The sequence below is a fragment of the Novosphingobium sp. CECT 9465 genome (assembly GCF_920987055.1).
Lineage (GTDB): Bacteria > Pseudomonadota > Alphaproteobacteria > Sphingomonadales > Sphingomonadaceae > Novosphingobium.
In genome coordinates this window covers 753,218-777,500 of the sequence record NZ_CAKLBX010000001.1, presented here as the reverse complement: position 1 = coordinate 777,500, position 24,283 = coordinate 753,218, and the positions used below count along the sequence as shown (strand labels likewise).

Genomic DNA, 24,283 nt, shown 5'->3' with positions numbered 1-24,283 from the left:
CGTGATCGAGCAGCGCAGCCCGCTCAGTCATCCTACGATCATGGCCCGGCGCGACATACTGCGCGCAGTTGGCGGGTATCATGTCGCTTATCGCCATTGCGAGGATTACGATCTGTGGCTGCGGCTCGCGTCGGTGACAAAGCTCGCCAATATCCCTGAGCGTCTGCTGAGCTACCGGCACTACGCCAACCAGATTTCCAATCGCCACGCCTTCGCCCAGCAATATGGCGCCGCTATCGCGCAACTGGCCTATCGTGAGCGCCAGTTGGGCCGCCCCGATCCGACCGAGAAGCTCGACAACCTGCCCCCGGTCAACACGCTTGACGAGGTGTTCGGCACTGCCGGCCTGTCCCGCCAGATTCGCGACAAGGTGGCGCGCGGGGCGATTTATTCGCGCGATGCGATGCGCGGCGAAGGGTTTGCCTTGCTGATCGGGCATGTGCGCGATGGCGGAAACGGCAAAGAGCTGTGGCGCACCGTCGCGCGGCTTGTGCTGTTCGGCATGCCGGGGCGTGGCCTGCGCCTTGCCATCGCGCTACTCCTGCGCGCCTGAACCGTGGCGGACACCCCATCTTCGTCTGACAACGCACCGCAGCCGGTCATGTCGGTACGCACGGCGGCGCTTTGGGCGCTTGCGTCGCAATATGCCTCATTCGCCATGCAGTTCATTGCCAGTGTGGTTCTTGCTCGCTGGTACATCAGCCCCGAACAACTGGGCCAGTTCTCGGTCGCCTTCGCCTCCGTCACGCTCGTGGCGTTTCTTCAGGACTTCGGGGTCACGCGCTATATCAATGGCGAGCGGGACCTCACGTCCGAGAAATTGCAGACGGCCTTCACCATCTCGGTGCTGTTCGCCTGGGGAATAGCGCTGCTGGCACTGCTGGCCGCCTGGCCGATTTCGCTGTTCTACCGCGATCCGGGGATGTTCACCGTCACGCTGATCATAGCGTCATCGTACCTGCTGGTTCCGCTCGCGATCGTGCCGCAGGCGACCTGCCAGCGGCGCATGGACTATCGCTCCAATACCATGATCGAGATCGGCGCGGCGCTGGCCAATGCGGGCGCGACATTGACGCTGGCGATCATGGGCCAAGGCGCCCTCGCGCTGGCATGGGGTGCCTTTGCCCAACAGGCCGCGCGCCTGATCGTCAGCCAGTGGCGCGCAGGCGGAATGCTGCCGTGGCCGCTGAAGATCACCGATGCCCGGCCAATCTTCGCCATCGGCGGGGCAAACACCGTACAGGTCGTATGCAGTTCGCTATCCGCGCGGGCACCGGAACTGGTGATCGGGCGCATGCTCGATAATGCCGCCGTCGGCCTGTTTGCGCGGGCATCGGGGCTGGCGCTGCAATTGCGCCTGCTGATTTCCGGCGCGGTGACAGGCGTGTTCTATCCGGCCTTCCGCCGGGTGCGAGACAGTGGGGCGCCGCTGGGTCCGCCATACTTGCGTGTGCTGGGCGCCTATACCGGGGTCACCTGGCCCGCACTTGCCGGAATCGCCGTGCTGGCCGAACCGCTCGTGAACCTGCTCTATGGCGAGCGCTGGATTGCTGCTGCCCCCTTGCTGACGTGGATTGCGCTATCGCAGCTCTGCTATGTCGCGGTGCCGCTTTATGCGGATCTGCCGCTGCTGCTGGGCCGAATGAAGCCGCTGATGCGCCGCATGGTGATCGACACTGTGCTATCGGTGATCCTGATCGCGATGACCGCACCGTTCGGGCTGGTGTGGGTCGCCGCCTCGCGCGTGGTCCACGGGCTTCTCTATATAATCGTCTATGCTCCCTTGATGCGCGACATGCTCGGCTTGCGCTGGCGTGATCTGGCATCAGTAAGCGCGCGCAGTGCCCTGGCCACGCTGGCAGCCGTCGGGCCGCTGCTGGCAAGCTATGCCTTGTGGGCGGGACCGGCTGACACAGGGCTGGTGCAGGCATTGTCGATGATCGCTTGCGGCATCGCCCTATGGCTCGCCACGATCTTTCTGACTGCCCATCCGCTGCGCGCGGAAATCATCGATCTGGCGGCGAACATGCTGGGCAGACTGCACCGGCCGCCTTCTACCGCCACGCCCTGAGGGACTCGCGCAATTTCCATGGGGCGGGCGGTATTCCGGTAAGGGGCTGGCGTCGCGCGCCAAGCACCCTATGTGGAACGCATGCCGCCAGATACCGCAACGAATCCCGCCAATGCCCGCCACGATGGATGGCAAACGCTCAAGCGTTTCCTGCCTTATCTATGGCCGGCCGATAATGCCGTTCTCCGCCGGAGAGTTATCGGCGCGCTGATCATGGTGTTGCTGGGCAAGGCGACCACACTCGCCCTGCCGTTTGCCTACAAGAAAGCGGTCGATGCGATGACGCTCGACAGCGGCCGGTCGCAGGCGGCGCTGACCGTGGCCATGGCTTTCGTGATCGCATACGTGCTGGGGCGGTTTGCAGGCGTTGCATTCGACAACCTGCGCAATATCGTGTTCGAACGTGTAGGCCAGGACGCCACGCGTCATCTGGCTGAAAACGTCTTTGCAAGACTCCACCGCCTGTCCTTGCGCTTCCACCTCGCCCGGCGGACCGGCGAGGTTACCAAGGTGATCGAACGCGGGACCAAGAGCATCGACACGATGCTCTATTTCCTGCTGTTCAACATCGCGCCAACGGTGATCGAGCTGGTCGCGGTGATCGTGATTTTCTGGATCAACTTCGGGCTGGGGCTGGTCGGCGCGACAGTTGTCGCCGTCATCGCCTATGTCTACGTCACGCGCACGATCACGGAATGGCGCTCGGCCCTGCGCGAGAAGATGAACCGGCTCGATGGACAGGCGCTGTCACGCGCAGTGGATTCGCTGCTGAATTACGAAACGGTCAAATACTTCGGCGCCGAATCGCGTGAGGAAGCGCGCTATGCCTCGGCCGCGCGCGCCTATGCCGATGCCGCAGTCAAAAGCGAAAACAGCCTCGGCCTGCTCAACATCGCGCAGGCGATGATCGTCAACTTGCTGATGGCAGGCGCAATGGCGTGGACGGTATGGGGCTGGTCGCAGGGTCGGCTGACGGTGGGCGACCTCGTGTTCGTCAACACCTACCTTACCCAGCTATTCCGCCCGCTCGACATGCTCGGCATGGTCTATCGCACGATCCGGCAGGGATTGATCGACATGGCCGAAATGTTCCGCCTGATCGATACCGAAGTCGAAGTGGCCGATGCGCCCGGCGCGCCTGCACTGGTGATCAAGCGCCCTGGCGTCACCTTCGACAATGTCGTGTTCGGCTATGATCGTGACCGCGAAATCCTCCACGGCCTCTCGTTCGAAGTTCCCGCAGGCAGTCGCGTGGCCATCGTCGGCCCGTCGGGCGCGGGCAAGTCCACCATCGCCCGCCTGCTGTTCCGCTTCTACGATCCATGGTCAGGCCGCATCCTGATCGACGGGCAGGATATCGCCCACGTCACCCAAGCCAGCTTGCGCGCGACGCTCGGCATCGTTCCGCAAGATTCGGTGCTGTTCAACGACACCATCGGCTATAACATCGCCTATGGCCGCGACGGCGCGGGGCAAGCCGAAGTGGAAGCCGCCGCTCGCGGGGCGTCGATCGCCGAATTCATCGCCCGTCTGCCCAAGGGGTTCGATACCGAAGTGGGCGAGCGTGGGTTGAAGCTGTCGGGCGGCGAAAAGCAGCGCGTCGCGATTGCGCGCACGCTGGTCAAGAACCCGCCAATCCTGCTGTTCGATGAAGCCACCAGCGCCCTGGACACCCGCACCGAACAGGACATCCTTTCCACCATGCGAGCGGTGGCGACAGACCGCACCACCCTGTCCATCGCGCACCGCCTGTCGACGATTGCAGACTCGGATACGATCCTCGTGCTCGATCAGGGACGTCTGGCCGAACAGGGCAGCCACAACGACCTGCTACGGCGTGATGGGCTATATGCCGAGATGTGGGCGCGACAGGCGCAGGAAAGCGCGGAAGTCAGCGAGGCGGCAGAGTAAGATCACGTCCGCTCTGGATTGCTTCGCTTCGCTCGCAATGATGAGGAAAAAAGGGTTCGTCATTGCGAGGAGCGTAGCGACGAAGCAATCCAGAGCGTATGAAATCTACGCGCAAATCTCAGCAAAAAGGTCTCGCCAAGGCGGGTTCTGGCCTTCGATCAACGCCAATTTCCGTTTCCGAGGGCCGCCTTTGATCTGCTTCTCCCGCGTAATGGCGTACTCCATCGTCGCATGGACCTCGAACCAAACAAGCAGCTTGCAACCGTGCCGGGCAGTGAAGCCTTCAACGACACCTTCACGATGTTGCCAGGCGCGCTGGGGCAAATTACTGGTCATGCCAACGTATAGCGTCCCATTGCGGCTGGATGCCATGATGTAGATGCTGGCTGAAAATCGCGCTTCATCGCTGTGGATTGCTTCGTCGCTGCGCTCCTCGCAATGACGAGTGGTTCCAGAACGGCAGAACCTATTTCACCACATCCGCCTCATGCCAGACCACGGCCTGCGCCACCTTGATGCAGTCCATGCCGCCGTCATAGGTCATCGAGGGCGAGCCATATAACCGCCAGCCCTGCGCCAAGGCTTCAGACACCCGCTCACAAAAAGCGCGGTCGTCCTTGCCGGTGAGCAGGCGATAGATCGGGCGGTCATCGGGCGTCTGATGCATGCTGGTCCTCAGAACTGGAAGCGCCACGACAACAGGTCGCCGTCCTCTTCGTCGAAGCGTTCGCCGGTCATGGCAAAGCCATTGCGTTCAAGCACCCGCTGCGATGCGATATTGTCCGTCCGGGTCTCCGCCACCACGGCGGTCACCCGTTCGTCATCCCGGAACAAATCCAGCAAAGCCGCGACGGCTGCTCCTGCATAACCACAGCCCTGCGAACCCGGCGCAACGCCATAGCCGATCTGAACCGCGCCGTCACCGACAAGCGCCGTCACAGACAGCAACCCGACCGCTTCACCATCGGCAACCACGATCCACGCAGCCGGAGCGAACTGCGCGGCAATGGTTTCCGCAAGACCCGCCAGCATCCCCAGCACGCCGGCATCGGCAACCGGGGTCGAAGCAAGGGCAACTCCGTCAAGTTCCTCGCCCGCTATCATGCGCGCAAAGTGATCTGCGGTTGCCGGCAGAAGCCGAAAGTCAGCAATGTCCCCTGCTGGGGGGTGCATCAGTTCCATCCCGGCAGGTTACTCTTCGCCGGGAAAGCGCGCAAACGCTGGCAGTGCGTGTTGGTCGGCCATCCAGCCGAGGAGTTCCGCCGTCTGGATATGGACCTGCGCGGGCAGCAGATCGGGATCGTCAAACGTGGCGGACTGCACGTCAACGATGCCCGGCAAGGTTTCCGCATTGGTGAAGAACAACCCGGTACCGCATTTGGGACAGAAGTTGCGCATCGATGCGCCGGATGAATTGTGAGTGGTCACCTCGCCCTGCGTCAATGCGAACTGATCCGCCTTGAACATGGCCCACGACACCATCGGCGCGCCCGAACTCTTGCGGCAATCGCTGCAATGGCAAAGCGCAACGTGCATCGGCGCACCATCCACGCGATAACGGACTGCGCCGCAATGGCATCCACCTGCAAGTTCCATAGAATCTCATCCCCTGAGTCGTCACCGGAACATTACAGGAACGCAGAACGCCTCACAAGATATACTTCGACAGGTCTGCATTACCGGCCAGGTTCGCCAGCTTGGCCGAGACATAAGCTTCATCCACCGTCACGGTTTCGCCAGCGCGGTCCTCGGCATCGAAGCTGACTTCTTCCAGCAGCTTTTCCATCACCGTTTGTAGGCGCCGCGCACCGATGTTCTCGACGCTCTCGTTCACTTGCGCCGCCGTGCGCGCAATGGCGCGGATCGCTTCGGGCGTGAAATGCAGAGTCACGTTTTCGGTAGCGATCAAGGCGCGATATTGCTCGACGAGGTTGGCCCGCGTTTCCGAAAGGATACGAACGAAGTCGTCCTCGGTCAGGGCCTGCAATTCCACGCGGATCGGCAGGCGGCCCTGCAATTCGGGCAGCATGTCGCTCGGCTTGGCCACATGGAACGCGCCGCTGGCAATGAACAGCACATGATCGGTCTTCATCGGGCCGTACTTGGTGGCGACCGTCGTTCCCTCGATCAGCGGCAGAAGATCGCGCTGGACCCCTTCGCGGCTGACCGAACCACCGCGCACGTCCGAAACCGCGATCTTGTCGATCTCGTCGAGGAACACGATACCGTTGGTCTCGGCATTGCGGATCGCCTCGCGCGCGACATCGTCCTGATCCATGCGCTTTTCGGCTTCTTCATCAACCAGCTTGTCCCAGGCATCGGCGACGCGCATCTTGCGGCGCTTGAGGGCTTGCTTGCCGAACGCCTTGCCCATCATGTCCGACAGGTTGATCATGCCGATCCCGCCCGGCATGCCCGGAATCTCCATCGGGGCCGAAGGTGGATCTTCCACCTCGATCTCGACTTCGACCTCGTTCATCGAACCATCGGCCAGCCGCGCCTTGAAGCTTTCGCGCGTCGCCTCGCTGGCGCCATCGCCGACAAGCGCCTTCAGCAACCGGTCCATCGCCGCCTTGCTCGCGGCTTCGCGCACAGCATCGCGGCGGCGGTCCTTCTCCAGCCGGATCGCTTCTTCCACCAGATCGCGCGCAATCTGTTCCACATCGCGGCCGACATAGCCAACCTCGGTGAACTTGGTCGCCTCGACCTTCACGAACGGCGCATCGGCAAGTTTCGCCAGACGACGGCTGATCTCGGTCTTGCCGCAGCCCGTCGGCCCGATCATCAGGATGTTCTTCGGGGAAACCTCGTCGCGCAGATCAGCCGACAGGCGCTGCCGCCGCCAGCGATTGCGCAGGGCCACGGCCACCGCCTTCTTGGCATCGGTCTGCCCGACGATATGTTCGTCCAGTGCGCGGACAATGGCCTTGGGAGTAAGGGATTCGTTCATGGATGTCTCTTCTCCCCTCCCGCTTGCGGGAGGGGTCGGGGGTGGGCATGTGTTGAGGCGACCTGTGTAAAAGGCCCGCCCCTGACCCCTCCCGCAGGCGGGAGGGGGACTAGATTTCTTCCAGCGTCACGCGGTCATTGGTGAATACGCAGACTTCGGCGGCCACCTGCATGGCGCGGCGCGCGATCTTTTCGGGGTCGTCCTCGTAATCCATCAGCGCCTTGGCGGCCGCCAGCGCATAATTGCCGCCGGAACCAATCGCCGCAATCCCGCCCTCCGGCTCCAGCACATCGCCGTTGCCCGTCAGGATCAGCAGCGTTTCGGCATCGGCCACGATCATCAGCGCTTCAAGATTGCGCAGGTACTTGTCCGTGCGCCAGTCCTTGGCAAGTTCCACCGCAGCGCGCATCAACTGGCCGCGATGCTGCTCCAGCTTGCGCTCCAGCCGCTCGAACAGGGTAAAGGCGTCGGCGGTCGCGCCTGCAAACCCGGCGATGACCTTGCCCTTGCCGCTTTCGTCCAGCGCGCCGATCCGGCGTACCTTGCGGGCATTGGGCTTCATCACGGTATTGCCCATGGAAACCTGGCCATCGCCTGCGATGACCGTACGGCCGCTTTTCTTCACCCCGATGATGGTGGTGCCGTGCCACTGGATAAGGCCGTGGCTCGCCCTGCTATCGTCCATGACGCGGGATATGGGATGCCCGCTTCATCGCTTCAAGCATGATGCACTCAGGCGGCCTCAGCTACCGTTCGGTCCGCTGCCGCCGGGTGCCCCGCCCTGCGATCCGCCGGGAATGGCGCCAACCGCGCCGATATTGCCAAACAGGTCTTGGAAGAACGTGCGATCGCGGCCCAGCGTCTCGGTCTTGTCGCTTTCAGGCGAAAGACGCACGACCTTCTGGATACCCTCACGCGAAAGCGAGGCGACATTGCCCCGGCCATCGAAGTCGACAACCACAATCGACTGGCTTGCTGTTTTGGGGCGGTTGAATGGCTTCTGTTCGGTGTTCATGGCAACATAATACCATGTCTGCTTGCCATACTGGCTGGTAAAGGTCGGGCGGCCCAGCGTGCGTTCGACCGAAAGCTTGTTATCGACACCGGGCTGCACGGAAGCAACCAGCGCTTCATCGATGATGTAGCCGCGATGATCCTTGATGCTGGCACACCCGGTTGCCAACACGCCCAGGGCGAGCACCGCCGCACCCTGCACCATCAGCCGACTGTTCCGCATTCGATAACTCCGCTTCATTCATTCGCGCACTCATGCCCGTTTGCATCGGGAATGCACAGCCTATATCGGCGGACCTTTAGGGTCCAATCGGGATAACCGCAATGCCGCCCGAAACGTCCTGCCCCGGCCAGCCTGCATCCCGGTGCTGGACGGCCAAGATTTAATCGGCCCTGAACGGGGCCGCCAGTTCCAAGGAAACGCGTGATGTCATTTCTGGCCAAGCTGTTCGGACACAAGCAGGACGACCGCGCCATCGCACGGCCGCTGTGGCACCGCACCGTCGAAATCGCGCGCGAAAAGGAATGGTATCGCGATTGCGGCGTGGCCGACACTACACCCGGCCGATTCGACATGATCACGCTGATCCTGTCGATCGTGCTGATCCGCATGGAGCGCGATTCCGAACTGGTCGAACCATCGGTACGGCTGACCGAGCTTTTCGTGGAAGACATGGATGGCCAGTTGCGCGAAAGCGGCGTGGGCGATGTCGTGGTTGGCAAGCGCATGGGCCAGTTGATGAGCGTACTGGGCGGCCGCCTCGGCGCTTACCGCGAAGGACTTGGCGCGGCGGATGAAGCGGTGATGGCTGATGCGGTTACCCGCAACGTGACCCTGCATGAAGGCAGCGACCCTCTGCTGGTGGCACGGCGGGCACGCGCATTTGCCGCCGGGCTGGACCTTGTGCCGGCCTATCGCGTTCTCGATGCGGAGATCGGAAAATGAGCGCGCCGGAATACTCGCATATGCCTGAATACTCGTGCAGGATCGACCTGCGGCAGATCAACGATCAACCGGTGGTACTGGAACCGGGCGAGGCTGAACGCCGTCGCCTTGCCGGGCGCTTCGGCATCACCGCCATCGATACGATGCGCGCCGAGGTGCGGATGACGGTAGATGGCGGCAAGATCGAAGCCATGGGCCACCTCGATGCGCAGATCGTGCAGATGTGCGCGATTTCCGGCGAAGACTTCCCGGTCACGATCAGCGAGCCGGTGGCACTGCGCTTCGTGCCCCCGATGAAGGCCTACGATCCTGACGAGGAAATCGAAATCTCGGCCGACGATTGCGACGAGATCGAATACGAAGGCACCAGCTTCGATCTGGGCGAAGCGATTGCGCAAACGCTCGCGCTGGCCATAGACCCCTTCGCCGAAGGACCGAATGCCGACAAGGCCCGGATCGAACACAAGCTTGGCGGCGATAGCGAAACCGGCCCTTTTGCGGCACTTTCCGCGCTCAAGCCCAGGGACTGATCGCTTGGCATCTCTTCCCGGCCGCAACCGCGATCTGATCAGCGGGCCTATTCTCAAGACATTGGTGCTGTTTTCGGCGCCGACGCTCGCATCCAACATTCTCCAGTCACTCAACGGCTCGATCAATTCGATCTGGGTGGGACAGATGCTCGGCGAAGGCGCGCTGGCCGCAACCGCGAACGCCAACGTCGTCATGTTTCTCGTCTTTGCCGCCGCGTTCGGCTTCGGCATGGCCGCGACAGTGAAGATCGGGCAGGCGTTCGGCGCAAGAGACGTGCTGGCGGCGCGGCGCACGTTCGGTTCCGCAGTGGGGTTCTGCGTCCTGCTCTCGCTGGTGGTCGGCTCGCTCGGCTGGATTTTTGCGCCGGAGCTTCTCACGGCCATGGCAGCTCCGGGTGAGACCTACATCTACGCCCTGACCTACCTTCGCGTGATCTTCGTTGCGATGCCCGCCTCGATGATAACGGTCATGCTGGCGATGGGCTTGCGCGGTGGGGGCGATGCGGCCACACCGCTGAAGTTCATGGTGCTGTCGTCCGTGCTCGACGTGGTGCTCAACCCCATTCTGATCGGAGGCTTGGGGCCGATCCCTGCGCTGGGCATTGCCGGGGCGGCGCTGGCCACGACCATTGCCTCGTTCGTGTCGATGTTCGGCCTTGTCGCCTATGTCTATGCCAAGGATCTGCCGTTGCGACTGAAAGGGGCAGAACTGAAATGGTTGTGGCCCCGCCGCGACGAATTGGGGTACATTCTGGGCAAGGGCCTGCCGATGGGCGCGCAGATGCTGGTCATTTCCGCCGCCGGTATCATCGTGATCGGATTGGTCAATCGCGAAGGGCTTCTCGTCAGCGCGGCCTATGGTGCGGCGTTGCAATTGTGGACCTATCTGCAGATGCCCGCCATGGCGATTTCCGCTGCGGTCAGCGCCATGGCGGCGCAAGCCATTGGCGCTGGCCTTCATCAACGGCTGGGCAAGATTACGCGCTGGGGCGTGGTGCTGAACCTTACCGTCACCGGGACCCTGTGCGCGCTGATCCTGCTCTTCGATCGCCCCGCGCTCGAACTTTTCCTTGGTGCGGCCAGCCCCGCCGTGAACGAGGCGCGGCATATCCAGTTCCTTGCCAGCTGGAGCTTCGTGTTGTTCGGGGTCACCATGGTACTGTTCGGAACGATGCGCGCGGGCGGCGTGGTATGGACGCCGCTGATCGTGTTGGCGATCGCGCTATATCCGGTCCGCTTGGGGTTCTATTACGCGTTCTATCCCGTCATGGGGGCAGACGCCTTGTGGCTGGCATTTCCGGTCGGTTCTGCCGTGGCTGTCGCCATGTCGATCCATGCCTATCGCAAACCCGGCTGGCGGGCGCAGACCCGCGCCGTCCCGGACGAAGAGTGCGAGGAAGAAACCCACGCCGATGCCGACACAGCCGGGCGCATGGCCCCTACGATGTAACGTGCCTTCAGCGGCTTTGCGCGCGCCAGCGCTGCACGGTACGCTCGACCGCGCGATCCTCACCGCCGCTCGTGCTCCAAAGTTCGGCAAATGACGGATCGTTCGATGCCGGGCGCTTCATCGGCTCCAGATCGTCGAACGATACGCGCATCGGGATGGAAACACCCTCACCCGAAATGATGCATTCGCGGTTGCGCAGCGCCGAAATCGTATCGACGAAACCGCGCGCGCCTTCAGGCATGGCCGCCTTGACGAAAGCCTGATCGCGATCGTTGTTGAGCCGCATGGAAATGATCGTGCCACACTGGGAAAGGACGCCTTCGGCAAGATCGGACGGGCGCTGCGTGATCAGACCCAGACTGACGCCGTATTTGCGGCCCTCCTTGGCGATGCGCGACAGGATACGACCGACTGACGATCCATCGGAATTCTTCTCGTTGGGCACATAACGGTGCGCTTCTTCGCACACCAGCAGCACCGGACGCGTTTCCTCGTCGCGCGACCAGATGGCATAGTCGAACACGAGGCGGCTGAGGACAGCGACCACGGTCGAGGTGATTTCCGATGGAACGCCCGAAACATCGATGATCGAGATCGGCTTGCCATTGGCGGGCATGCGGAAAACCTTGGAGATGAACTCTGCCATCGTATCGCCCACCAGCATGCCCGAAAACATGAACTGGTAGCGCGGATCGCCGCGCACTTCCTCGATCTTGGTCTTGACCCGCATGTAAGGCACCGAATTGGTGCCCTTGTCCAGTCGGCCCATTTCGTTCTGCAGGATGATCAGCAGATCCGAAAGCAGGTAGGGGATCGGCGAATCGACCGTGATCTTGCCGATCTGCTCGGCCAGCCGGTTTTTCTGCCGCGCCGCCAGCAGGCACTTGGCCAGAATGTCGAGATCGAGCTGCCGGTCGGGACCGGACGAGGTGATGAATACCTCGCAATGCTCCTCGAAGTTCATCAACCAGTAGGGCATCTGCAGGTTCGAGACATCGAGCAGTTGCCCGGTGACCTTGAACGCGCTGGAATATTCGCCGTGCGGGTCGATCATCACGATGTGGCCGGAAGGCGCCATCTCGCAGATGCGGTGAAGGATCAGTGCGGCGGCAGTGGATTTACCGGTGCCGGTCGATCCCAGCAGCGCAAAATGCTTGCCCAGCAGGGCATCCACGTAAAGCCCGGCACGAATGTCGCGCGTCGGGAAAACCGTACCGATCGAGATGTTGGTGCGGCCATCGCTGGCATAGATCTGGCGCAAATCGGCGCTGGTCGCGGGATAGACCAGCGCGCCCGGCACCGGAAACCGTGTGACGCCGCGACGGAAGCCGTAAATTCGGCCGGTCAGGCGTTCTTCCTCGCCCTCGCCCAGAAAGTCGATCTGCGCCACGATACCGCCTTCGACCGATGAATCCTGCCGCTGGTTGCGTACGCTGGCCAGAAGCCAAGCATTGCCGACGCGGATCTTGATCTGGCTGCCGACCTTGCCCGAAAGCGCAACCGACGGATCAAGATCGTCCGAGCATTCATCAAGCCGGGCCAGATCAAGCGCAATTGCCGAACTGGAGCCAGCAATTTCGCGCACAAAACCCAAAGGCCTGTGGCCGTTGTCCGAAACAGGCGGCGCTTGCGGAATCGCAAAAGGTGCCTTTTGTGCAAGATCTTCGCGCACGACGGGCGTGGTCGCTTCAAAACCCTGCATACCCATGTCAGACATCAAGCAATTCCCCAGGCCTCACACGCGGCTTGGGGATTGTTAGGGCGTCAAAGTTAAAATGGGCTAAACTCGCGCGCTCATCAAATGGCGTCAGACCAGCGCGAACAGCCTGCCCGCGATCCACCCCATCCCCACGGAAACCAGCACCGCAAACAACCCGTAAAGCAGGCCTCGGTCCTCTGCGGTCACGGCCACGAACCGCTCGAATCCCTCTTTGGTCACCTCGACGCGGGTTATCGCCGAAGCCACCACCTTTCCATCGCGGATGGCAAAGGTTTCGGCCGTATATGTGCCGGTCTGTACGCTTGAAGGCAAACCGATACGCGCCTGATACAGCACCTGCCCGCTGATCTTCACAGCGCCCTGATCCTCACGATACAGTCCTTGCCGCCGCATCAGATCGACCAGCCCGGCCGAAAAACGCTGCTGTTCGGCAGGCTCGATCACCCCGATCGGCGAAAGTTGCAACCATTTGAGGCCAAGTTCATAGATCGCCGCCGTCTTGTCATCGACGATCTTGGCGATGGGCCGCGACGATGCCACCGCGAAGTAACTGGGCGCAGAGCGGAACTCCATGGAATCGGCATTGATCCACATGCCCGCGATCTTCTGCTTTTCGCGCAGGACGATTGACTGCACCGGCCCTTCAAGCACCACGACGATATCGTAGTCCTGCGCCGCACGGCTGCCTTCGGGGCTGAGGATCGCACCGAACAGCAGCAGATCGGCCCCGGTAAAGCCCTGACGCACCTGCACTTCGTGCTGCGAAATTTCGGGCACCAGGATGGGATCGCGCGCACCCAGCAGAAGCATGCAGGCGATAAGGGCAAGCAACCGCTTCACAGCGCCACAACCGTATAGATTTCATCGGGCCGATACCCCAGGCCCAGCGCCATCTGCATCGCCACCAGCAGGACAATCGCCGCCAGGATCAGCCGCAATTGTTCAGGCTTGGCCTTCTGCGCAAACTGCGCCCCCACTTGCGCGCCCGTGACCGATCCGATCAGCAGCAGCACCGCCAGCACAATGTCCACCGCGCGCGTGGTCAGCGCATGCATCATCGTGGTTGTCATCGTCACGAACAGGATCTGGAACAGTGACGTGCCAACGACGACGTTCACGCCCATGCCAAGGATGTAAAGCATCGCGGGAACCAGCACGAACCCGCCACCGATGCCCATCAGCATCGTCATTATTCCGGTGAGCATGCCCAGCAGCAATGGCGCCAGCGGCGAGATATACAGGCCGGATCGGTAGAACCGCCAGCGCAGCGGCAGGCTTGCCACGAGCGGGTGATGGCGGCGCTTGCGCGCTGGAACCGGTACGCCCGCCCTCTGCGCGCGGATCGCGGTCAGGCTTTCATGTGCCATCAACCCGCCGATCCCACCCAGCATCAGCACATAGAGAATGCTGATCACCGTATCGATCTGGCCCAGCGATTGCAGCAGGCGGAACAGCAGCGATCCGATCCCGGTGCCCAGTATGCCGCCTGCCACCAGCACCCCGCCCATGTGATAATCGATGCCACCGCGCCGCGCATGGTGGAACGCACCCGAAACGCTGGCTCCCGTCACCTGGCTGGCGGCAGAGGCCGCAGCAACCGTTGGCGGAATACCATAGAAGATCAGCAGGGGCGTAGTCAGGAACCCACCGCCCACGCCAAACATGCCCGAAAGCAGGCCGGTCAGCGCGCCGAGACTGACGATCAGCAGACCGTTTACCGACAGGTTCGCGATGGGGAGATAGACGTCCATTGCCGCAACGACGCTAGGCTCCCGCTTGGCTGCCAGCAACCCCGTGCAAGCCGGATAGCGGCAAAAAGCTGTGCGGTCAGAACGAAGTTGCGATGGTAAGTGCCGGGCCGGATGGCGGACGGGCGTTGCCGCCCACCCGAAAGCGCCAGTCAACTGCGATCCGCGCCGCCGCCGGTCCGCCCAGATGCAGCGGGATCGAAATGCGCGGTCCCACGTCGATCCGCGCCGCGCCCTTCTGGCCCCCGGCCCACAGCCCGGCCCCGACACGCACCTCCGGCATGCCCATGCCTTGGACGACAGCGCGATCGACAAGGGCCTGCGCATCGAAGAAGGTGGTCGCATCCCTTCCTGCAGCATAGCCCGCTTGTCCATAGGCCTCTCCACGGAACCCTGCCGGAAGTTCCTGCCATGGCAGTTCGGTCACCACCGACGCCACAGGGCGAATGTGTGCCGGGCCGACGCCCGAATCCTGCAACCGTGCCTCTGCCAAAAGGCGCAATGGCACCGCGCGTTTCGGCCGCAGGCCGATCCCCGCCGCCAGTTCCCGGTCCCCGCCCGGCGCCTTTATCGCCGCCGACGTCCGCACATAGGCATAGCCGTCAGCAGCAACCCCGCCGGGCCGAAAACGCAGGACAGCCCCGGCCTGGCTCCCGCCATAGGACGCAGCGCCCGGCGCCTGCGCGACCGCCCCGGTGCCCGCGCGCAACAGCACCCAGCTATCCATGGTCCAGCGCAGGTCGGCATGGTGCGGCTTGTCGGGCAGCAAGGCGACATGGGACGCATGCGCTTTTGCCCGATGAACCTGAGTCGGAGGTCCTGTCAGGAAAAACGATGATATGGGCTGGAGCGCCACGTCGGCCTCCCCTGCCCTTACGCTGATTTTCCTGAGCGGCCCTGCCCTGTCAGAAGGAGCCGCCAACATTGGCGAACTCGCCTGCGCCGGGCGAATGAGCGCAACTTCTTGCCTATGCGCGGGTGGTATGCGCTCCGGCACGGTTGGCACTTGCACCGCCAGCGCGCGTTCGGTCACGGATACAAACACCGGATCCCACAACAGCCAACGCGCACCCGCCCAGATCGCAAGAATGGCGATGAGCGCCAGAATCGGCTGTCCGCGCCGCGCCGACGCGGACCGCCCGGTCATCGTCGTACCATGCCCGGCGCAACGGCCACCCGCACTGGCGCGGCGATGTGTGCCGGATGCGCGAGATGCACCGTGTGATCCCACCGCACCTTTCCGCCAAGCAGCACCCTGACATAGGCCAGAACCGCGCGCCGTGCCGCCATGATCGAGATGACGTTGCCCACCGGGAACCGCAGAACAGCCCTGCCTCCTTCGATCCAGCCATATTCATGGGCGGTGAAGCAGAACCGCAACAGCAGCCGCCAGCAGAAACTCGCCAGATTGAACAGCAACAACCCCCGCACCACGGGGTCGGCAGCGACCGGCACGATCCTTCCGGTCGCCTCGGCCAGACGAACGGCAGGCCAAAGCACAATGAGCAGATAGGCAGCAGCAAGTACCAATGCGACCAGCGGTCCCCGCCGATCACGAACTCGCATCCACAAATCACAGCCCCGACCGTGCCAGCCCAGCCGGTCCCATCCCTGGAAGGCGATGCCGTGCAGCCAGCGCGTCTTCTGCCGTACCGAAGCGGCCAGTGTTGCCGGAAAAAACTCACGCGTGGCCACCAGTCGCCCGTGGCGGTCGCGCATCCGCAGGAAGCACGATTTTCCGCCGGTTTCGCTGACCAGCAGGCCCGCCTCATAATCCTCGGTCAGGCATTCGGCAGCAAACGGCTCTGTACCGCCGCGCCGTTCGATGATCCGGTCAATCGCCGCGCGCGAAAACGCGCAGCCAACCCCTGCCGATGGCAACCCGGCGCCGATCCAGTTGCGCACCACCATGTCCTTGGTGTGCGCCTCGGCAAATTCATCGCAATAATGCCCGCCAATCCATGGCGATGCGGCCTGCGGTTCCGGCCGGACCGGCAATTGCACGAAATCGACCCCGTCCAGCGCGCGGTCCATCAGGCACAATGCGTCGGGGTGCACCATGTCTTCGGCATCGTGGAGGATCACAGAGCGGACCCGTTCGCCCGAACGCCGTTCGTCGTCGCACATCGCGCGATAAAGCCTGTTCAGGCAATCGGCCTTAGTCGTGGGTCCATCGCGATCGTGCAGGACGATCCGCAGGCGGGGATCGTGGCATAGCACGGTCAACGCCGCCAGCGTGGGCTGATCGTTGCGATAGACCCCTACGTAGATGCGCAAGCGCTTTTGCCGCCAATTGTCCAGGCAATGGCTCACCATCGCGCCGATGACGGCCGATTCGCGCCATGCGGGAACCACCACGGCGGCTATGCCTTTAAGTTCGTCGTCGGCATCGTCGACCAGCCTGGGCGTTCGCGCCGCTCCGCATTTGCTGCGCCACAACCACAGGGCATCGACAAGAAGTTCGTCCACCGCCCCGATGGCAAACCAGATGGCGGCGAACAACAGGAGTTCGTGCTCGAAAATGGCGAGCCACTGAAATGCCGAATAAGACGGCGCTATCGGCAAGACCTGCCCCCGTTTGACGTGCCCTGTCTGAACGGGCACATGATCGCAACTATGCCCGCTTGCGCGGCTTCGTGAACCAAGGATTGATTCGAATATGGCGGAAATGCGGGGGCTTAAGGGAGTGTGGCACAAGCTGTCGCACAATGAGGCCGCGCCCGGCATCGTCCTGATGGTTTGCGCTGCCATTGCGCTCGTCCTTGCCAATTCGCCATGGGCCGATGCGTGGCACGATCTGTTCCACGGCACACTCGGCTGGACACCTGTTGCCAAGCTCGGCAATGCTCACATGTGGATCAACGACGGCTTGATGGCCGTGTTCTTCTTCGTGGTCGGGCTGGAAATAAAGCGCGAAGTCCTGGCCGGGGAATTGTCCGATGCACGGCGGCGGCGGCTACCTGTGATTGCGGCGATTGCGGGAATGGCCGTGCCTGCACTGATCTATCTCGGAATTACCAGCGAAGACTCCGCACTTCACGCAGGCTGGGCAATTCCCTCTGCCACCGACATCGCATTTGCCATCGGTGTGCTGGCGCTTGCCGGCAAGGGCTTGCCGCCTTCGCTGCGCCTGTTCCTGCTCACGGTCGCCATCGTCGATGATCTCGGCGCGGTCATGGTGATTGCGTTCTTCTATACCACCGGCCTTGATCTGGCGTGGCTGGGGGCCAGCGCGGTGATCCTGCTGGCGCTTGCCGTGGTCAACCGCATGGGCGTGCGCGCCTTGGCACCCTATGTTCTGGGCGCGGTCGCGCTGTGGTACACCGTTCTGCATTCCGGCGTTCACGCTACCATCGCGGGCGTCCTGGCTGCGCTGACCGTCCCGCTGGCACTCAACCGCAAACATGACAGCCCCCTGCTCAGGCTCGAACACGCGCTCGTCGCGCCCAATGGCTTCCTGATCGTGCCGCTGTTCGGACTGGCCAACGCCGGCGTTCATCTCGGCCTGCCAGAAGGCGGCTCGCTCGCGCTGCCGCTGGGGATCGGCCTCGGTCTTTTGCTCGGCAAGCAGATCGGTATTCTCGGCAGTATCGTTCTGGCCGAAAAGCTTGGCATTGCCCATCGCCCCGAAGACGCCACCCTGCGCCAGTTGTGGGGGATCGCCCTGCTTTGCGGCATCGGCTTCACGATGAGCCTGTTCATCGCGGGCCTTGCCTTTCCCACGGCCCCGATCCTTGTGGAGGAAGCCAAGCTGGGCATTCTGGGCGGGTCGATTGTGGCAGCAATCGCCGGAATGGCTTTGCTGAAGGGCAGCGGGTCACGCGCCACATGATCGATTTCATCGATCATGTGGCCGATATTATTGCATGAAACCTTCCAATCAAATCGGCGTATTGAACCATGACAAATGGATTCATGAAGGAAAGCATCATGCCCGGCGATAATGCGAAGAAGGCCCTGATCGACAGCCTGAATGGCCTGCTGGCCGATTATTTCACGCTCTATCTCAAGACCAAGAATTACCACTGGCATGTGGCGGGGCCAAACTTTCGCGAACTGCACCTGCTGTTTGACGAACAGGCCACCGAACTGTTCGCGCTGACCGACATCATTGCCGAGCGCGTCCGCAAGAACGGCGGCGATACACTGACTTCCATCGCCGCAATCGCAGGCAAGGCATCGATCAAGGACGATGATCGCACGAAGATAGACGCGATGGACATGGTCAAGGCGCTGCGCGACGATAACGCCGCGCTGGTCAAGGCGATCCGTGCCACCAAGGAAGCCGCCACCGCCGCTGGCGACAATGCCACTGAAGGCCTTGCCGATGACTGGACCGATCAGGCCGAACAGCGCGTCTGGTTCCTCACGCAGACAATGGCCTGATCGTCAGAACTGCCCGCTCGTCCCGATACCAATTCCGCCGGGACGTGCGGTAAACCCGCCCTGAACAAGGGGGGAGGTGGCTTCGGCGGGCAGGCCCATCAACACCAGATCGGCCTGCCAGCGGCCATCGCCTGCCACGCGCATCGTCAGACGCTCCATGCCACCCGGTCCCTGCATCGGCACCACCAGCGATCCGCCCTCGCACCGCGCTTTGCCCGAAAGGCTGATCGCATCGGGCAATAGCAGTCCAGGCGAAGCGAGCGTCATTCCCATCGTACCCTCGGCTTCGGCGCACCTGCCGTTGGCCATGGTCACCGAAAGATCGCCAAATGACAGCGACGTTACCGGAAGGCCGCCCATACCGTCTGGCAGCGTGACCACGCCATTGACCCCGGTCAGCCGTACACCGCTGCCGCTGGCCGATGCGCTGGCGGCAAACGGCGCTGGTCCATCGCGCATCAGCGCAAATTCGGCCCGCCCCAGCAGCAAGGGCAAGGGCTTCAACCCCGCATCCAGCGTACCCAACGGCAGTGGCCCAATTCGCAGATCCCCGATCCGCCCGCCCCAGACGGAACCTTCGATGCTGCGCGCCGTCACGGTCTCCGGCGCAGCAAGTCCGATCGCCAGACGCAACGGCACCAGCGCCAGCAGCCCGGCAACAGTCAGCCCCGCCAGTACAAGCCAACCACGCCGCGTCAGCGCGCGTTCGCGCACGAATATCCAGCGTCCGATCACGATCCGCTCCGCCGCAGGGTGACACTGACCGAAACCGTGCCATCGGGCGCGGGCGTCATCGTCAATTGCTCAACCGCCAGCCCTTGCGCCGACAGCCCGTCAATCCAGGCCAGCGCTGCCGATGGCCGCGCGGTCGGAATCACGATCACGGCCATGTCCGATCCGCGCCGCTGGTTCGACTGGACCACGAAGCCGGCTTCCTGCGCACTCGCTCCGGCCACCTGCTCGACCGGCCCGGCCAATGCGGCAGCGGCTACGCGCGGTGCCGATTTCAACGCGGCGATCTGCCCGGCGATGCGGCCTGCACGTTCGGTGGCGACGCGATGGCGCACCGCTGCATCATCCAGCGCGGTTCCGACCGGCAGCACGATTCCATAAACCAGCACAACCAGCGCCACCATTGCGCCCGCCACACTGACCAGCAGTCGCTCGCGCGTCGTCAGGCCGATATACCATGCCGTTACCCGGTCCATCACGGCGCCCTCAGCGTTATCGCGGCGACAGTCGCGCCGGTGGGATCGGGGGCGAGCGCGGGCGGGACGGTGACTTTCCAGCCCTGATTCTGCAGGGCGATCAGCACCGCGTTGACATCTTCCGCGCGCGGTGCGGCAATGGTGAAGCGCAGCGTACCATCGGCGCTATAGCCCAGATCGCGTAACTTTACCGCCGGGACCGGCCGCATGGTTTCAAGCAGTGCAGCGGCAGGTGCGGCGAAACTGGCTCCGCCCTGCCCGCGCTTTGCCAGTTCGGCATTGAGCAGGCGCTCGGCACTGTCAATATCGGCAGCAGCGGGGAAGCGTTCCTGCGCCAGTTCAAGCGCGCGCGTTTCCTGCGCGGAACTGTCGAGGTTCCATTTGACGATCCACACCAGCATCAGCAGCAGGCCAAGCAGCGCAGCGGTGGCCGCCATGCGCAGCAGGCCGGTCCAGTTGCCGGTGCGGAACACCGAAACGCGGCGTGGCCCGTAAACGCCTTGCCGCAAGTTCAGCGGCGGGGCGGCGTGGACTTCGGCCAGTCGCAACGACAGCGCATCCTCGGCCAGCGCTACCTGCTCCAGCCCGCCCGCCAGGGCCTCGACCAGCGCGGCTTCGCCCGCAAACGCCGCTTCTCCCGTGCGCGCCAGCAGTTGCCCGCCAAGATCGGCCAGAACCAGTGCATCATCGGCGCGCGGAAGCACGAGACTTGCCGGCACGAGCGCTGCGGGGTCAAGCGAATGTCCGGCAAGCGCCGCCATCCAACGATCCATCTGCGCAGCCGCGATGGTGCTCGAAAGGAGGCGTCCTGCATAGGCTCCGACCGCGACATGCCGCTCACCTGCCTGCATCCCGCCTTGCGCCAGCCCGATGCGCTCGGCCGCCAGCGCCTGCGCCACCGACATGTCAGGCAAAGGCCTGTCACGCACCGGCGCATCTGCGGCAGGGACCAGCACGGTCACCGCGCCGACAGTGCCCCACGGCGCAGACTCGCCATCGGCGTCAAACGCCTGCATTGCGCCGACGATGCCATCGCTCACCCGCCACCAGCGCCAGCCATGATCCGGCGCGGCAGGCAGCAGGACGATCAGACCGTCCGGGGAAGGCGTGGGCTGGACCATCGGTTCAGGCGTCAGTTCTGTCCGGCATAGATATCGGCGTTCAACTCGGTGCCACCCGGCTGTCCATCGGCCCCCAGCGAGAAGATCTCGAACGCACGACCGTCGCGGCCCGGCACCTGATACTGGTATGGGTGGCCCCACGGATCGCTCGGCACGTCCTTCACATATCCACCCGACCGATAGTTCTGCGGTATCGAGAGATTGGCGGGCGGGGTCTTCAATGCGGTAAGGCCCTCACCTTGTCCGGGGTAGCTCGCCATGTCGAGCCGGTACATTTCCATGCCCTGTTCCAGCGTGGCGATGTCCGACCGCGCCTTGACCACCATCGCCTTGTCCTGGCTTGGCAGCACGTTGATCAGGACCACGGTCGCAAGCAAGCCGATGATGAAGATGACGACCATCAGTTCGACAAGACTGAAGCCGTTGCGGCGGCGCTTTTCTTCGGTCTGGGTGGGTTCGGTCGGTTCGGTGTCAGTCATGGTCACAGTCCGGTCAGGTTCTGGAGCTGCAGGATCGGCAGCAGGATGGCGAGGATGATGAGCGCGACCGCCGTGCCCATCACGACGATGATCGCTGGTTCAAGCAGCGCCATGGCGGCGGCTGTAAAGGCTTCGAATTCGCGCTCAAGATAGTCGGCGGCGCGTTCCAGCATCACGCCAAGCTGCCCTGCCGCCTCACCACTGGCCGCCAGATAGACCAGCAGTGGCGGAAAGGTGCCAGCCTCACGCAGCGCGGTGGACAGCGATCCGCCCGCGCGGACCTTTTCCGCGATGCCCGCCAGCGATTGCGCCTGCACCGCATTGGAGACGGTGCGCGTGGACAGCCGCAGCCCATCGACCAGCGGCAGTCGCGCCTCGATCATCGTTGCCAGTGTGCGCGCCAGCGATGCTGCATGAACATCGCGGATCAGCTTGCCGATGAAGGGCAGGCGCAGCAGCGCGGCATCGAAGCGCAACTTGAACGCGGGGTTGCGCAAGGCCCGCACGAACCCGACCACCGCCAGAGCCAGCGCGATAAACAGCGCCCACCACCATGTGCTTAGAAACTGCGAAATCCCGATCACCACGCGCGTCAGCATCGGCAACTGGCGCGCGGCATTGTCGAACTGTTCGACCACGCGCGGCACGACCGAGATCATCAGCCCCGTCACCACGCCGATCGCCACCAGCGAAAGCACGATGGGATAGGCCAGCGCCGCGATGATCTTGCCCCGCACCTGCGCCTGCCGTTCGAGCATGTCGGCCAGCCGGTCGGCAATCGCAGGCAGGCTGCCCGAATTTTCGCCCGCCGCAATCATTGCACGGTAGATCGGCGGGAAGCTCGGCTCCTCGCGACGCATCGCCTCAGCCAGCGGCAGGCCCTCAACGATCCCTGAATGAACATTGGTCAGGATGGCCTGCGCCTTCACCTTCTCGGTCTGGCGCGAAATCGTGCGCAGCGTCTCTTCCAGCGGGCTGACCACCATCAGCGACGAGAGCTGGCGCGTGAACAGCGCCAGTTGCTTGGCGGAAAGCTTTGTAGCGAACAGCGCAATACCGCTGGAGGATGTCGCCGCACGCCGTGCCGAAGCCGCTGCATCGGGCGCTAGACTCACCACGAACCATTCGCGCGTCGTCAACTTTTCGCGCGCCGCAGCCTCGCCCGCCGCCTCGATCGCGCCGCGCCGCTCGGTGCCCTTGGGATCGATCGCGTGATAGGCAAACCGCGCCATCAGGTGTCCCGCCGCATGATCCGCGCGGCCTCCTCAGGGCTGGTCACGCCGTCCTTGACCATGCGCCGCACGGCCTTGGTCAGCGTTGGCGAATCCGCAAAGGCGTGCCGCGCGATGGCCGCTTCATCGGCGTTGTCATGAATCATCTGGCGGATAACATCGTCCACCCGCACTGCTTCGAACACGCCGACGCGGCCCTGATAGCCGGTTTGCCCGCATTCGATGCAGCCTGTGGCAGTATGGACGGTGCGCCCGACCTTCATGCCCAGCACCTCGGCCATTCCGGCATCCAGCATACGGGTTTCGCGGCAATGGGGGCACAGCCGCCGCACCAGCCGCTGCGCAATCACCGCGCGCAAGGTGGAGGCCAGCAGGAACGGCTCGACGCCCATGTCGCGCATCCGCGTGATCGCGCCGGGTGCATCGTTGGTATGCACGGTCGAGAGCACCAGATGCCCCGTGAGCGATGCCTGCACTGCGATGTCCGCCGTTTCGCGGTCACGGATTTCGCCAATCATCACCACATCCGGGTCCTGCCGCAGGATCGCGCGAAGTCCCGCCGCGAAGGTCAGCCCAACCTTGGCGTTGACCTGCGTCTGACCCACGCCATCCACAGCGTATTCCACAGGGTCTTCCACAGTCAGGATATTGCGCGCGCCATCGTTCAAGCCGCGCAGGGCAGCATAGAGGGTGGTCGTCTTGCCCGATCCGGTCGGCCCGGTGACCAGCACGATCCCGTTTGGTTCCGCCAGCGCACGACGCAGCGTGTCTTCGGCCTTGGGGTCAAGGCCAAGCTGGGCCAGACTGATCCCGGCGTTTTCCTTGTCGAGCAGGCGCATCACCACGCGTTCGCCCGCGCGGTTGGGCAAGGTGGAAACGCGCACATCGACCAGCTTGCCGCCAAGGCTGAGCGAAATGCGCCCGTCCTGGGGCATGCGGCGTTCGGCAATATCCAGCCGCGCCATCACCTTGATGCGGCTGACCAGCACCGGCGCGACATGCGGAGGCATGCGCAGTTTCTCGGTCAGCACGCCATCCACACGCATCCGCACGACCAGCGCGGTCTCATAAGGTTCGATGTGAATGTCCGAGACGCCTTGGCGCAGGCTTTCGGCGATCAGCCCATTGATAAGGCGGATCGCGGGCGCATCGTCAGCACTGTCGAGCAGGTCCTCGGCGGTCGGCAGGCCCAGCGCCAGAGGGTCCAGCCCGTCGCCCGCAATGCCCATGTCACCCACAACCTGCGCCGCGCCATCCTGCGCATAGATTTCGGCGAGCAGTTTCTCGAATTCACCCGCTGTCACCTTGCGCGTGGCAAGCGGCTGGCCCAGTACACGACGCAGTTCCAGCAGGCCAAGCGGGTCCGCCCCTTCGCGCATCGCCAGCGCAAACGCCCCATCGGCCTCGCCTTCCACGATAAACCCGTGATCGCGCGCGAAGACATAGGGCACGGCCACCGGCTGGACCGGCAGAGCAACCGTCATCGCGCCGATAACCGGCGTTTCGTCGAAATCCTC

The 24,283-nt window shown here is 63.4% G+C and carries 26 protein-coding genes (1 of these 26 only partly in view); 8 read left to right on the top strand and 18 right to left on the bottom strand.

Annotation, left to right across the window (positions count from 1 at the left end; genetic code table 11):
- The 3 genes from LUA85_RS03795 to LUA85_RS03785 form a co-directional block, all read left to right on the top strand.
- Positions 1 to 553, top strand: partial view of a glycosyltransferase gene (locus LUA85_RS03795; RefSeq protein ID WP_231467051.1) — the 3' portion only. It extends 506 nt beyond the left edge of the window; the window shows 553 of its 1,059 coding nt (coding positions 507–1,059); its start codon lies off the left edge, out of view; the stop codon is at positions 551 to 553.
- A 3-nt stretch (positions 554 to 556) separates the two neighbouring features.
- A complete protein-coding gene (locus LUA85_RS03790; protein WP_231467049.1) occupies positions 557 to 2,071 on the top strand; it encodes an oligosaccharide flippase family protein in 1,515 nt (504 codons plus the stop codon).
- 81 nt (positions 2,072 to 2,152) lie between these two features.
- The gene (locus LUA85_RS03785; RefSeq protein ID WP_231467047.1) at positions 2,153 to 3,982 is read left to right on the top strand and encodes an ABC transporter ATP-binding protein/permease; all 1,830 of its coding nucleotides are present in this window, start codon (positions 2,153 to 2,155) and stop codon (positions 3,980 to 3,982) included.
- Between the two features lie 105 nt (positions 3,983 to 4,087).
- On the opposite strand, the gene LUA85_RS03780 is transcribed toward LUA85_RS03785, so the two are convergent.
- From LUA85_RS03780 to LUA85_RS03750, 7 genes are all read right to left on the bottom strand, one after another.
- A complete protein-coding gene (locus LUA85_RS03780; RefSeq protein WP_231467046.1) occupies positions 4,088 to 4,354 on the bottom strand; it encodes a GIY-YIG nuclease family protein in 267 nt (88 codons plus the stop codon).
- A gap of 94 nt (positions 4,355 to 4,448) precedes the next feature.
- The gene (locus tag LUA85_RS03775) at positions 4,449 to 4,649 is read right to left on the bottom strand and encodes a DUF1737 domain-containing protein (protein WP_231467044.1); all 201 of its coding nucleotides are present in this window, start codon (positions 4,647 to 4,649) and stop codon (positions 4,449 to 4,451) included.
- An 8-nt stretch (positions 4,650 to 4,657) separates the two neighbouring features.
- Complete coding sequence (locus LUA85_RS03770; protein ID WP_231467042.1) at positions 4,658 to 5,155, bottom strand: GNAT family N-acetyltransferase; 498 nt, start codon at positions 5,153 to 5,155, stop codon at positions 4,658 to 4,660.
- Between the two features lie 18 nt (positions 5,156 to 5,173).
- Entirely contained in the window at positions 5,174 to 5,578 is a 405-nt protein-coding gene (locus LUA85_RS03765) for a GFA family protein (RefSeq protein ID WP_231467040.1), read from the bottom strand.
- 52 nt (positions 5,579 to 5,630) lie between these two features.
- Positions 5,631 to 6,932 carry an ATP-dependent protease ATPase subunit HslU gene (hslU, locus tag LUA85_RS03760; protein WP_231467038.1) on the bottom strand — a complete coding sequence of 434 codons (1,302 nt, stop codon included), beginning with the start codon at positions 6,930 to 6,932 and terminating at the stop codon, positions 5,631 to 5,633.
- A 109-nt stretch (positions 6,933 to 7,041) separates the two neighbouring features.
- The gene (gene hslV, locus LUA85_RS03755; protein WP_231467037.1) at positions 7,042 to 7,617 is read right to left on the bottom strand and encodes an ATP-dependent protease subunit HslV; all 576 of its coding nucleotides are present in this window, start codon (positions 7,615 to 7,617) and stop codon (positions 7,042 to 7,044) included.
- Between the two features lie 57 nt (positions 7,618 to 7,674).
- Entirely contained in the window at positions 7,675 to 8,169 is a 495-nt protein-coding gene (locus tag LUA85_RS03750; RefSeq protein ID WP_231467034.1) for an outer membrane protein assembly factor BamE, read from the bottom strand.
- A 204-nt stretch (positions 8,170 to 8,373) separates the two neighbouring features.
- Here LUA85_RS03750 and LUA85_RS03745 point away from each other — a divergent pair, with 204 nt between their 5' ends.
- Genes LUA85_RS03745 through LUA85_RS03735 form a run of 3 tightly spaced genes read left to right on the top strand, consistent with a single transcriptional unit; the run spans position 8,374 to position 10,872 of the window.
- The gene (locus tag LUA85_RS03745) at positions 8,374 to 8,892 is read left to right on the top strand and encodes a ubiquinol-cytochrome C chaperone family protein (RefSeq protein ID WP_231467032.1); all 519 of its coding nucleotides are present in this window, start codon (positions 8,374 to 8,376) and stop codon (positions 8,890 to 8,892) included.
- Positions 8,889 to 9,422, top strand: coding sequence for a DUF177 domain-containing protein (locus LUA85_RS03740; RefSeq protein WP_231467030.1), 534 nt, complete (start codon positions 8,889 to 8,891; stop codon positions 9,420 to 9,422). The genes LUA85_RS03745 and LUA85_RS03740 overlap by 4 nt, the downstream gene beginning before the upstream one ends.
- Positions 9,423 to 9,426: 4 nt before the next feature.
- Entirely contained in the window at positions 9,427 to 10,872 is a 1,446-nt protein-coding gene (locus LUA85_RS03735; RefSeq protein ID WP_231467028.1) for an MATE family efflux transporter, read from the top strand.
- Positions 10,873 to 10,879: 7 nt separating this feature from the next.
- Here the strand turns inward: LUA85_RS03735 and LUA85_RS03730 are convergent, their stop codons facing one another.
- From LUA85_RS03730 to LUA85_RS03710, 5 genes are all read right to left on the bottom strand, one after another.
- Positions 10,880 to 12,589: an ATP-binding protein gene (locus LUA85_RS03730; protein ID WP_231467026.1), complete on the bottom strand. Its 1,710-nt coding sequence runs from the start codon at positions 12,587 to 12,589 to the stop codon at positions 10,880 to 10,882.
- Positions 12,590 to 12,679: 90 nt separating this feature from the next.
- A complete protein-coding gene (locus LUA85_RS03725) occupies positions 12,680 to 13,402 on the bottom strand; it encodes a TIGR02186 family protein (protein WP_231467024.1) in 723 nt (240 codons plus the stop codon).
- Between the two features lie 26 nt (positions 13,403 to 13,428).
- A complete protein-coding gene (locus LUA85_RS03720) occupies positions 13,429 to 14,343 on the bottom strand; it encodes a sulfite exporter TauE/SafE family protein (RefSeq protein WP_231467022.1) in 915 nt (304 codons plus the stop codon).
- Between the two features lie 76 nt (positions 14,344 to 14,419).
- Positions 14,420 to 15,487 (bottom strand): hypothetical protein, encoded by a 1,068-nt coding sequence (locus LUA85_RS03715; RefSeq protein WP_231467021.1) that lies wholly within the window; start codon positions 15,485 to 15,487, stop codon positions 14,420 to 14,422.
- The gene (locus LUA85_RS03710) at positions 15,484 to 16,944 is read right to left on the bottom strand and encodes a glycosyl transferase family protein (RefSeq protein WP_371823644.1); all 1,461 of its coding nucleotides are present in this window, start codon (positions 16,942 to 16,944) and stop codon (positions 15,484 to 15,486) included. Before LUA85_RS03710 ends, LUA85_RS03715 begins: the two co-directional genes overlap by 4 nt.
- Positions 16,945 to 17,008: 64 nt before the next feature.
- On the opposite strand from LUA85_RS03710, the gene nhaA reads away from it, so the two are divergent.
- Together nhaA and LUA85_RS03700 are read left to right on the top strand one after the other, a co-directional pair.
- Positions 17,009 to 18,172 (top strand): Na+/H+ antiporter NhaA, encoded by a 1,164-nt coding sequence (gene nhaA, locus LUA85_RS03705; protein ID WP_371823643.1) that lies wholly within the window; start codon positions 17,009 to 17,011, stop codon positions 18,170 to 18,172.
- A 68-nt stretch (positions 18,173 to 18,240) separates the two neighbouring features.
- Positions 18,241 to 18,726: a Dps family protein gene (locus LUA85_RS03700; RefSeq protein ID WP_371823642.1), complete on the top strand. Its 486-nt coding sequence runs from the start codon at positions 18,241 to 18,243 to the stop codon at positions 18,724 to 18,726.
- Positions 18,727 to 18,729: 3 nt separating this feature from the next.
- On the opposite strand, the gene gspN is transcribed toward LUA85_RS03700, so the two are convergent.
- From gspN to gspE, 6 genes are read right to left on the bottom strand one after another with little or no spacing between them, the layout of a single operon-like run.
- Positions 18,730 to 19,461 (bottom strand): type II secretion system protein N, encoded by a 732-nt coding sequence (gene gspN / locus LUA85_RS03695; RefSeq protein WP_231467017.1) that lies wholly within the window; start codon positions 19,459 to 19,461, stop codon positions 18,730 to 18,732.
- Positions 19,458 to 19,934 carry a type II secretion system protein GspM gene (gspM, locus tag LUA85_RS03690; RefSeq protein WP_231467015.1) on the bottom strand — a complete coding sequence of 159 codons (477 nt, stop codon included), beginning with the start codon at positions 19,932 to 19,934 and terminating at the stop codon, positions 19,458 to 19,460. The genes gspN and gspM overlap by 4 nt, the downstream gene beginning before the upstream one ends.
- Positions 19,934 to 21,055 carry a type II secretion system protein GspL gene (gene gspL, locus LUA85_RS03685; protein WP_231467013.1) on the bottom strand — a complete coding sequence of 374 codons (1,122 nt, stop codon included), beginning with the start codon at positions 21,053 to 21,055 and terminating at the stop codon, positions 19,934 to 19,936. The genes gspM and gspL overlap by 1 nt, the downstream gene beginning before the upstream one ends.
- An 11-nt stretch (positions 21,056 to 21,066) precedes the next feature.
- Complete coding sequence (gene gspG / locus LUA85_RS03680; protein WP_231467011.1) at positions 21,067 to 21,534, bottom strand: type II secretion system major pseudopilin GspG; 468 nt, start codon at positions 21,532 to 21,534, stop codon at positions 21,067 to 21,069.
- A 2-nt stretch (positions 21,535 to 21,536) separates the two neighbouring features.
- Entirely contained in the window at positions 21,537 to 22,766 is a 1,230-nt protein-coding gene (gene gspF / locus LUA85_RS03675; RefSeq protein ID WP_231467009.1) for a type II secretion system inner membrane protein GspF, read from the bottom strand.
- Positions 22,766 to 24,250, bottom strand: coding sequence for a type II secretion system ATPase GspE (gspE, locus tag LUA85_RS03670; protein WP_231471758.1), 1,485 nt, complete (start codon positions 24,248 to 24,250; stop codon positions 22,766 to 22,768). Before gspE ends, gspF begins: the two co-directional genes overlap by 1 nt.
- Between the last annotated feature and the right edge of the window lie 33 nt (positions 24,251 to 24,283).

Bases quoted from the DNA above. Each gene is read 5' to 3' on its own strand.
- LUA85_RS03785 (WP_231467047.1), top strand. From the start codon at position 2,153: ATGCCGCCAGATACCGCAACGAATCCCGCCAATGCCCGCCACGATGGA.
- gspG (WP_231467011.1), bottom strand. From the start codon at position 21,534: ATGACTGACACCGAACCGACCGAACCCACCCAGACCGAAGAAAAGCGC.
- LUA85_RS03750 (WP_231467034.1), bottom strand. From the start codon at position 8,169: ATGCGGAACAGTCGGCTGATGGTGCAGGGTGCGGCGGTGCTCGCCCTG.
- hslV (WP_231467037.1), bottom strand. From the start codon at position 7,617: ATGGACGATAGCAGGGCGAGCCACGGCCTTATCCAGTGGCACGGCACC.
- nhaA (WP_371823643.1), top strand. From the start codon at position 17,009: ATGCGGGGGCTTAAGGGAGTGTGGCACAAGCTGTCGCACAATGAGGCC.
- LUA85_RS03715 (WP_231467021.1), bottom strand. From the start codon at position 15,487: ATGACCGGGCGGTCCGCGTCGGCGCGGCGCGGACAGCCGATTCTGGCG.
- LUA85_RS03775 (WP_231467044.1), bottom strand. From the start codon at position 4,649: ATGCATCAGACGCCCGATGACCGCCCGATCTATCGCCTGCTCACCGGC.
- LUA85_RS03725 (WP_231467024.1), bottom strand. From the start codon at position 13,402: ATGCTTCTGCTGGGTGCGCGCGATCCCATCCTGGTGCCCGAAATTTCG.
- LUA85_RS03720 (WP_231467022.1), bottom strand. From the start codon at position 14,343: ATGGACGTCTATCTCCCCATCGCGAACCTGTCGGTAAACGGTCTGCTG.
- gspE (WP_231471758.1), bottom strand. From the start codon at position 24,250: ATGACGGTTGCTCTGCCGGTCCAGCCGGTGGCCGTGCCCTATGTCTTC.
- LUA85_RS03745 (WP_231467032.1), top strand. From the start codon at position 8,374: ATGTCATTTCTGGCCAAGCTGTTCGGACACAAGCAGGACGACCGCGCC.
- gspL (WP_231467013.1), bottom strand. From the start codon at position 21,055: ATGGTCCAGCCCACGCCTTCCCCGGACGGTCTGATCGTCCTGCTGCCT.
- LUA85_RS03740 (WP_231467030.1), top strand. From the start codon at position 8,889: ATGAGCGCGCCGGAATACTCGCATATGCCTGAATACTCGTGCAGGATC.
- LUA85_RS03730 (WP_231467026.1), bottom strand. From the start codon at position 12,589: ATGTCTGACATGGGTATGCAGGGTTTTGAAGCGACCACGCCCGTCGTG.
- LUA85_RS03780 (WP_231467046.1), bottom strand. From the start codon at position 4,354: ATGGCATCCAGCCGCAATGGGACGCTATACGTTGGCATGACCAGTAAT.
- LUA85_RS03770 (WP_231467042.1), bottom strand. From the start codon at position 5,155: ATGCACCCCCCAGCAGGGGACATTGCTGACTTTCGGCTTCTGCCGGCA.
- LUA85_RS03700 (WP_371823642.1), top strand. From the start codon at position 18,241: ATGACAAATGGATTCATGAAGGAAAGCATCATGCCCGGCGATAATGCG.
- gspM (WP_231467015.1), bottom strand. From the start codon at position 19,934: ATGGACCGGGTAACGGCATGGTATATCGGCCTGACGACGCGCGAGCGA.
- LUA85_RS03765 (WP_231467040.1), bottom strand. From the start codon at position 5,578: ATGGAACTTGCAGGTGGATGCCATTGCGGCGCAGTCCGTTATCGCGTG.
- gspF (WP_231467009.1), bottom strand. From the start codon at position 22,766: ATGGCGCGGTTTGCCTATCACGCGATCGATCCCAAGGGCACCGAGCGG.
- hslU (WP_231467038.1), bottom strand. From the start codon at position 6,932: ATGAACGAATCCCTTACTCCCAAGGCCATTGTCCGCGCACTGGACGAA.